Source organism: Cytophagia bacterium CHB2 (assembly GCA_030263535.1).
Classification (GTDB): domain Bacteria; phylum Zhuqueibacterota; class Zhuqueibacteria; order Zhuqueibacterales; family Zhuqueibacteraceae; genus Coneutiohabitans.
In genome coordinates this window covers 1-7886 of record SZPB01000380.1, presented here as the reverse complement: position 1 = coordinate 7886, position 7886 = coordinate 1, and the positions used below count along the sequence as shown (strand labels likewise).

Below are 7886 nucleotides of genomic sequence, written 5' to 3'. Positions count from 1 at the left end.
GACAAATGAAGCGCTGATTGTGAGCGGTGAACTCGAATTGGTTGGTACCCTTGGTGGAGAAAGTTCCTATAATCCGCTTCGTTTTGCCCTGGCTTATCACCCGAATGACACTCTTCAGTACGCGTTAACCGACTCTGCTCGCTGGATAAGAGCACCTGGCTCCGGCTATATTTGGTGCCCAAGAACAGGTGCAGGTGTCGTAGCCAATGGCGCTTGGGGCAGTGGTACAGTCGGTGTCCTTAATAATGGCAAGCCAATGGCGCTTGGGGCAGTGGTACAGTCGGTGTCCTTAATAATGGCAACTGGAACAGTACCAACAGCAATGGTGGGCCGGCACTGGCGACCATACTTCAAGCTCCACGTAATGCCCAAATGATCCCGGGAACCTACAAGTGGGCCATTTCAGTTCATGCCGTGAATGATACGACCAACGAAATCAGATGGTATCTGATTGAGCAAGATACCAAGTACTGGTTTGGCGGTGTTATCGCTGGTCCGGCGGTAACGCATCAACTCAACGCGATTAACTTCAACGTCAATACCGGCGACTGGACCGAAGTCAATGTACTTGCCACTCAGGTCGATTATGGCGCTCCGATCACTGTTCCGGCAGCACCGTTTGAAGCATACTACCTTGATCAATGGGGTAGAACAACCGAGGGATTTGGAAACGCCTGGCCGCATGGTATGCTGAATGATGAAAACACGCCTGTTGGCAATGCCAGCATAGCCGGCGTCCAGCCGATGCCCGCGGGAACCAATGGTGCGTCGTTGCGCGGCGGCTTTGGCCAGGATGTTACTATTCCGTCAGAAGAAGCCCTTGTGGTTTGGGGTCAACTGGAATATGTTGGCGGCGGTATGGGAAGCGTCTATACACCGCTTCGTTATGCACTAACTTATATGGATAGCCTGACGCTGAGGTATCAATACACAGATTCAGCGCAATGGGCACATGTTCGTACTGGTGCTGCTCAAAATCATCATTACGGCTACGAGTTTACGCCAAGAAGCGGCACCGGTGTGCAGGCGAATGGAGCTGGCGGAAGCGGTTCGGTCTGGGGCGTAAACAATGGCAACTGGGCGAGTACGTTTAGCAATAACGGCGGTATTATAGGCCCAGTGGTCAACCAGGCGCCTCGCAATGCGGAGATATCCGTGGGGACTTATAACTGGGCGATTTCGGTTCAGGCGATCAATGACACGACAAACGAAGTGAGATGGTATCTGGTTAAAGAGGATAACAGCTACTGGTTTGGCGGTACTGTTATGGCTCCAGCCCTAACGGATAAATTCAATGGTATTGCTTTTTGGTTCAGTGGTGGTGAAGTCACTCAATTTAACGTCCTTGACGTTCAGGTTGACCTTACTGATCCGATTGAAGTGCCGGTGGCTCCGTTTGAGGCGTTCTATGCTGATGCTTGGGGCTTCAGTGGCGGACAAATAGGCGGTTGGAGTTTCGAAGCAGGAGACGTGACGGGCAACGCTGGCATGGGAGGCAATGCTCCGAACACTGGCTTGGCCGCATTGCGCACCGGATTTGATGCGCTCACGCCCTTGGCTGGCGCAGGAAATGCGTTGCTGGTGAGCGGCAGCATTGAATTTGTCGGCGGTGGTTTCGAAGCAGCTAACAGCTTCCGTTTCGGTATCTTTCATAGCGACAGCGCCGGCTCTGTAATCACAGACGCTACGCCGGACAATGGCGATTCCACCCGTTGGTCAGGAACGGCCAGGGCTCATAGCGGCTATCTGTTTGTACCGCCGAGTGGCAACAACCCGCCGGCGACTTGGGCCGGAAGCCTGTCCGGTACTTCGGGCGCTGTCGTGAACGGCACGTGGTACAATACCGACGGCGCTAGTAACTATGTAATTTCAAAATCTCGATTCAGCCGAAAGCATCTGGAACCAACGATGTGCGGTTTATCATCGAAAAAGAGGACAAGAGCTATGCGTTCTATGGCGCATTCGATGACAATCACGCCCCGTTGGTAACGAACAAATTCAACTCCGTGGCTTTTGCACTCAGCGCTGGCAACACGACCACAGCACTGAATGTGGTTGATGTTTATATTGACAAGGGAGATCCTATTGACGTTCCAACCAGCGTCCAGGAAACACACGGTGAAGAGATCCCGACGGATTACGTTTTGAACCAAAACTATCCCAATCCGTTCAATCCAACGACTACGATCGAGTTTGGGTTGCCGAAAAACGGCGAGGTGAAACTCACAGTCTATGACCTTTCGGGTCGAGTTGTCAAAAACTTGACAGCGGGCAATTTCAAAGCCGGCTATCACAAGATTGAGTTCAACGCCTCGAATCTCGGTTCCGGTATTTACTACTACAAGCTGACCTCTGGAGATTTTGTGAGTGTCAAGAAATTGATGCTCTTGAAGTGACCTTGCTGGTTTTTCATGCTGTAATCCTGTTCATGAGTAAAAAGGCAGCCTGTCCGTCGTCCCGGGACAGGCTGTTTTTTTCAGGGTGTATTCATGCGGCGTTTTTTTGAATGGAATAATGATGAAAAAGAACCTGAATCATTTTGAAAAAGTAACGTGCCGTTGGCTTCCTGCTTATACTCTGCTCCTGCTGTTTTCCGCTCATGTATATGCCCAAACGGATACGGTGCAGACCAATGTCCCCCCACTTAAAAATGTCTATGCGAATGATTTTTACATCGGCTGCCTGCTCTCATATCCTCATGTCGGTTTTCCGGACGACCCGCCGGTGCCGGGCCAATCAGCAGTCGTTGCCCCCCAAGGCGGGAACTTGATCAAGTTCCACATGAACAGCATGTCGCCCGGCAATAACATGAAGCCGCAATACACCGTTGACATTGCGGCCAGCGCCGTGGCCTATAATGCGGCCTCTCCCGGCGCGGCACGCGATTCCGTTGACGTAAACCCGGTAGTCAGATTTAATGGAAATTTGATTGCGCAACTCAACTGGGCGAAGCGACAGGGCTTCACCTTTCGCGGGCATACATTGGTGTGGCATAGCCAGACGCCCGGCACAGCCTTCTTTCGTTCCGGCTACTCCAATGGCGGCGCGCGGTTGAGCAAAGAAAAAATGACCGCGCGCATGGATAATTATATCAAAGAAGTCATTCGATTACTGCACGAAGGCTGGCCGGGGTTGCTCACCGCAATGGATGTGGTGAACGAAGCCGTCAACGACAACGGCGCCGACCGCACCACGGACAGCGAGTGGTACGTCACCTTCGGCGATAACAGCTATTTGATGAAAGCCTTCGAGTTCACCCGCAAATGGACGGTTCATTACGGCGAAACACAAATCAAACTTTATTACAACGACTACAATACCCATAATCCTGCCAAAGCAAACGGCATTGTGCGGATTTGTACCCCGATTTTTCAAGCCGGATACTTGGATGGTATCGGCATGCAGGATCACGACGGGCTTAACTCGCCAACTGCCGCGCAGTGGATTGCTTCCTATAATAAATTCGACCCAATTTGCACAGAAATGGCGGTAACCGAGTTGGACGTGAACCCCGGCAGCGGCACGCCGACGCCGGCGATTTTGACGACGCAGGCCAATCAATACGCCATGCTCTTCAAATGTTTTGTCGAACGGAGCTTCCGGTCGGGACGCGGAAAAATTGTCAGTGTCTCCAAAGATGGTCTGAATGACCAATACGCCTTCGTTCGCAATGCCTCGCTCTGGGACGATCGCTATCAATGCAAGCCCGCGTTTTTTGCCGCAGTGAATGTCGGCCTCAATTATAACGCCTTGGACTCGCTCATTGCGCACGCCGATACTTTGAAAGAGAATGAATATACCGCCGGCTCGTGGGCAAATTTTGCGGCGGCACTGGCTTCGGCAAAAAGCGCCATGGCTCAGAACTATTCGCCTGCCGTATCGGCAGCCGATGCGCTGGGCAACGCCAGGAATAGTTTGACGGCTGCGATTGCAGGTTTGGTGAAGATTATCACCGGCGTCAGAGAGGATAATGGGCATCATCCGGAAGTATTTGCACTCAGTCAAAATTATCCGAATCCATTTAATCCAACGACCCAGATCAATTATTCGCTTCCGCATGACGGTTACATTTCACTGAAGGTTTATAATTCTCGCGGCGAGGAAGTGGCGACGCTATTTGAAGGCATCCAGCTTGCGGGGAATCACGTTGCTCCATTTGACGGCCGCGGGCTGGCGAGCGGTGTTTATCTGTATCGTTTGAAGACGGACCGCTTGATGATGACAAGGAAACTCATGGTATTGAAATAGTATCAAATGACCAGAGGATGGTCTAAGGGATTAGTAGGTTTGCGTTTATCAGGCATTTTCCCAAAGCATGCTTGGTATTAAAGGGAGGACCTCCGTTCTCGGGTGTCCTCCACCATGCTTCGGGGTCCGGTTATCCCTGGGCGGGTCGCTCGCCAGCGTTGCCCGCTTGTGTTTCACCGGACATGCGCAATCTATCACTTTGCGGATTTGAGTCAAGCGATTTATCGGTTTGTTCTTTGACCGTGGTTGAGCGGCGCACTTTCTCGGGCAAGAGATCGATATACTGCTGCACCACGCGCTTGGAAAGTTGCGCGAGCTGTGAGATCTTTTCGAGATCGGTGATGCCGTGCTGCCACACCATCTCGACACGATGATAATCGCGAATGTAGCGATCCACGGCTTCGTTGGAGTGATAGGTCTTCAGCGCGATGTCGGGCGTGAGATGGCCTTCGAGATAAAGCGTGATGATCTCGCGTTTGTGGGTAATGGCACCGGAGAGATCGTGAATGTTGCCGCGCGTGGGCAAAAGTTTCTTGCCGTCTTTTTGAATCTCGTTGACGTACTTGCTCACCACCGCATCGCATAACCCCAGCAAGATGGCGAGATCGAGTTGGGTGAGCAACGCGCCCTGATCGAACGCTTGCTCAACCCAGCGCACGAGCCGTTTCTTGCGCAGGGTTTTGGAATCGAAGCCATGCGCGATGTGGGCGATATCGTCGGTGACGAAGGAGAGCACGATGGGTTTCATGCGCGTGGCGGCAATGGTTTTACCGCGCTGCGGATATTCCTCGACCGGCACCGCCATCCACACGAGTTGACCGTAGTGAATGTGATGCAGATCGTCATCGAGCGTGGTGACCAAGAAATAATCGTCGATGAGTTTGAGAATGTCATCAATGATGGCGCGCGCGGTGACTTCGCCCTTGTCGTAGCCGTAATGATGCAGGAAGCGATAGAGCAGAAGTTGTTGTAAACTCTTGTCTTTGAGCCGGCGAAATTTCTTGAGTTGAATTTGTTCTTTGGTCAAGGGCTTACTCATGGGAATCACCTCCTCGGCTTTGTTGAGGTGGAGATTTTTTTTTCGCCGCCGCACCGGGTTCCGTGGGCGTTAAGAGATCGTGCAAGCGTTGATTATCTTGCTGCTGGTAAGTTTGATAGAGTTGTAGGTATTCGCGCACGAGGCGATCGGAACGTTTGGCGATCAGGCGAATCTGTTGCGGAGAAAACTTCTGACGGTGCAGCGTGGCGATTTGAATGAAGTCGGCGAGATAGCGTTTAACGCTGACTTCGCTGTGATTGGTTTGGCGCTCGATCTCGGAGAAGGTGTAACCTTTGAAGTACAGATCGAGGATGATGGTTTTGTGGGAGAGGCCCGGCCCCATGTCGTGCTTGGTGCCGCGCGTCATGATGAAGAGGCCTTGGCGGCGCAGCTGCTGCACGTCGCGGCGCACGGTTGCGGGACTGGTGGTGAGCAACATGGCCAAGTCTTCGAAGCTCAACAGGCCGCCTTGCTCATAGGCTTGTCGTGAGAGACGTGCGAGACGGTGGCGGCGCAAACCGGCGAGACCATAGTTGGCGAGCGCTTCCAGATCAGAGTTGAGGTCGATGAGCTTGAGCCGTGTGGTCACTTTGCGGGTCATGCGAATGTGCTTGCCGGCCGGCTCATGGCTGGCGACAGCTTCGTAAGCGATCTCGCCGGTGGAAAGCGTGACATTGGCATGTTCCTGAAAGTAGAGGGCGAATTGCTGATAAAACGCTTCCGCGATGATGGGAGTGAGGTTGAAATCCGCGGCGAGCTTTTGGACAATGGCGGCGCGGGCATCTTTAGATTTCAATCGCAAGATGCCATAGGAACCTTGTGGATCAGCCATAAGAATGCTCCTTTCTGGATTGTTAGTGTAGATTCAACAGAAAGATAGCTGCTCCTATGGTCATATGATACAAACTTTAAATAAGCGCTGGAATGATCATGTCGCGGCTCGAGCACAAAACAAGCTCAGTAAAAAGCATCATTCTCGTTCTGCTTGCGTGGATACCGCAACTTGCGCAAACCGCGGCGACCGGCGCCGACAATGTCCATCGGCAGCGCATTTCTATTAATGAAGATTGGCGCTTCTATAAGTATGATTCGATGGCAAAAGCAGACGAGCTGATCTACGATGTGCGTCCGGAGGTCAAAAACAATAAGGATGATAAACCTGCCGATGCCAAACCAACAGAGGCAGTGGAGGTCGAAACGACCCAGAAAATGCTCAAGCCCTGGATCATGCCGACCGGCAATGATTTCATCAAAGACCCGGCCAGGCGCTATGTCCGTCCCGCAGGCAATCCCGGCGGCGATTTCCCTTTTGTGCAAAGTAATTTTGATGACAGTTCCTGGGAGCGCGTGAATCTGCCGCATGACTGGGCGATCAAGGGGTCTTTTTTTGAGGGACAAGACGCCGAAGTCGGCGGTGGCATGGGGCGCTTGCCGAGTCACGGCGTGGCCTGGTACCGCAAGAAGCTCGACATTCTGGCGTCCGATGCCGGCAAATCCATCTTCCTCGAGGTGGACGGTGCGATGTCTTACGCTATGGTTTGGTTGAACGGAAATTTAGTAGGCGGTTGGCCATTCGGTTACGCCTCATGGCGCGTCGATCTCACGCCCTACATCGTACCCGGTAGTGAAAACCAACTGGCCATCCGCTTGGACAATCCTAATCACTCCGCGCGCTGGTATCCTGGTGGCGGCATCTACCGCAACGTCTGGTTGACAAAGACCAATCCCGTTCATGTTGGGCAATGGGGCACTTTTGTGACGACGCGCGAGGTTTCCAAGGCTTCCGCAACGATCAATCTGGAAGTCACTATCGACAACGACTCGAAGGATGACGCTACCGTCACGGCGGTTACACAAATCTTCGCTTTGAATGCAGATGGTAACAAGTTCGTAGTTGCGCCTTCTCCGCCCCGCATCCTAAAAACTAAGGAACGGCGGAGCGGGGCAGGCGCCGAGCGTGCGGAACAAACAAGAGTCTCAAGTGATCCGCGCAGTTCGTTCCCTCCACAGGGTTCGATGCCTGAATACATTACTACAAACAAGGCAGGCGAGGCGGTTGCTACTTTCGCAACCTTGAAAACGCAGGTTGGGGCGGGAAAGAGAACTAAAGTCGAAGGCTCCGTTACGCTCAAAAATCCCAGCCTGTGGGGACCGCCGCCCACGCAGATTCCCAATCGCTACGTGGCGGTGACTACCTTATTACGGAATGACAAACCAATCGATCTATACGAAACCCACTTCGGCATCCGCTCACTGCGTTTCGAACCGGACTCCGGCATATTCGTCAATGGCGAGCTCATCAAGATCAAAGGCGTCAACCAGCATCACGACCTCGGCGCCTTGGGTGCGGCGTTCAACACGCGTGCAGCCGAGCGCCAGCTTGAGATTCTCCGAGAGATGGGCTGCAACGCGATTCGCACGGCACATAACCCGCCTGCTCCCGAGTTGCTCGAATTGACGGACCGCATGGGTTTTCTGGTGATGGACGAGGCCTTCGATGTGTGGGAACGGAATAAGACGCCGCTCGACTTTCACCTAATCTTTCCGGATTGGCATGAACAAGACTTGCGCGCGCTCGTTCGACGCGACCGGAATTGTC

At 52.9% G+C, this 7886-nt stretch carries 5 protein-coding genes and 2 pseudogenes; 5 read left to right on the top strand and 2 right to left on the bottom strand.

What is annotated here, in order from left to right; all coding sequences use genetic code 11:
* Positions 1 to 414: 414 nt before the first annotated feature.
* The 3 genes from FBQ85_25370 to FBQ85_25360 all read left to right on the top strand — a co-directional run bounded on the left by FBQ85_25370 (position 415) and on the right by FBQ85_25360 (position 4248).
* Positions 415 to 1989, top strand: coding sequence for a hypothetical protein (locus tag FBQ85_25370; protein ID MDL1878461.1), 1575 nt, complete (start codon positions 415 to 417; stop codon positions 1987 to 1989).
* Positions 1875 to 2396, top strand: a complete 522-nt coding sequence (locus FBQ85_25365; protein ID MDL1878460.1) for a T9SS type A sorting domain-containing protein — start codon at positions 1875 to 1877, stop codon at positions 2394 to 2396. The genes FBQ85_25370 and FBQ85_25365 overlap by 115 nt, the downstream gene beginning before the upstream one ends.
* Before the next feature lie 118 nt (positions 2397 to 2514).
* Positions 2515 to 4248, top strand: a complete 1734-nt coding sequence (locus FBQ85_25360; GenBank protein MDL1878459.1) for a T9SS type A sorting domain-containing protein — start codon at positions 2515 to 2517, stop codon at positions 4246 to 4248.
* Positions 4249 to 4378: 130 nt separating this feature from the next.
* On the opposite strand, the gene FBQ85_25355 is transcribed toward FBQ85_25360, so the two are convergent.
* Both FBQ85_25355 and FBQ85_25350 read right to left on the bottom strand, forming a co-directional pair.
* Positions 4379 to 5287, bottom strand: a complete 909-nt coding sequence (locus FBQ85_25355; protein MDL1878458.1) for a DUF1670 domain-containing protein — start codon at positions 5285 to 5287, stop codon at positions 4379 to 4381.
* Entirely contained in the window at positions 5280 to 6119 is an 840-nt protein-coding gene (locus FBQ85_25350; protein ID MDL1878457.1) for a DUF1670 domain-containing protein, read from the bottom strand. The genes FBQ85_25355 and FBQ85_25350 overlap by 8 nt, the downstream gene beginning before the upstream one ends.
* A gap of 98 nt (positions 6120 to 6217) precedes the next feature.
* On the opposite strand from FBQ85_25350, the pseudogene FBQ85_25345 reads away from it, so the two are divergent.
* Together FBQ85_25345 and FBQ85_25340 are read left to right on the top strand one after the other, a co-directional pair.
* A pseudogene (locus FBQ85_25345) lies at positions 6218 to 7168 on the top strand (beta-galactosidase).
* 243 nt (positions 7169 to 7411) lie between these two features.
* A pseudogene (locus tag FBQ85_25340) lies at positions 7412 to 7886 on the top strand (beta-galactosidase).

What these genes read in the sequence shown, in the direction of transcription:
- FBQ85_25360 (MDL1878459.1), top strand. Translation starts at nt 2,515, where the DNA reads ATGATGAAAAAGAACCTGAATCATTTTGAAAAAGTAACGTGCCGTTGG.
- FBQ85_25355 (MDL1878458.1), bottom strand. Translation starts at nt 5,287, where the DNA reads ATGAGTAAGCCCTTGACCAAAGAACAAATTCAACTCAAGAAATTTCGC.
- FBQ85_25350 (MDL1878457.1), bottom strand. Translation starts at nt 6,119, where the DNA reads ATGGCTGATCCACAAGGTTCCTATGGCATCTTGCGATTGAAATCTAAA.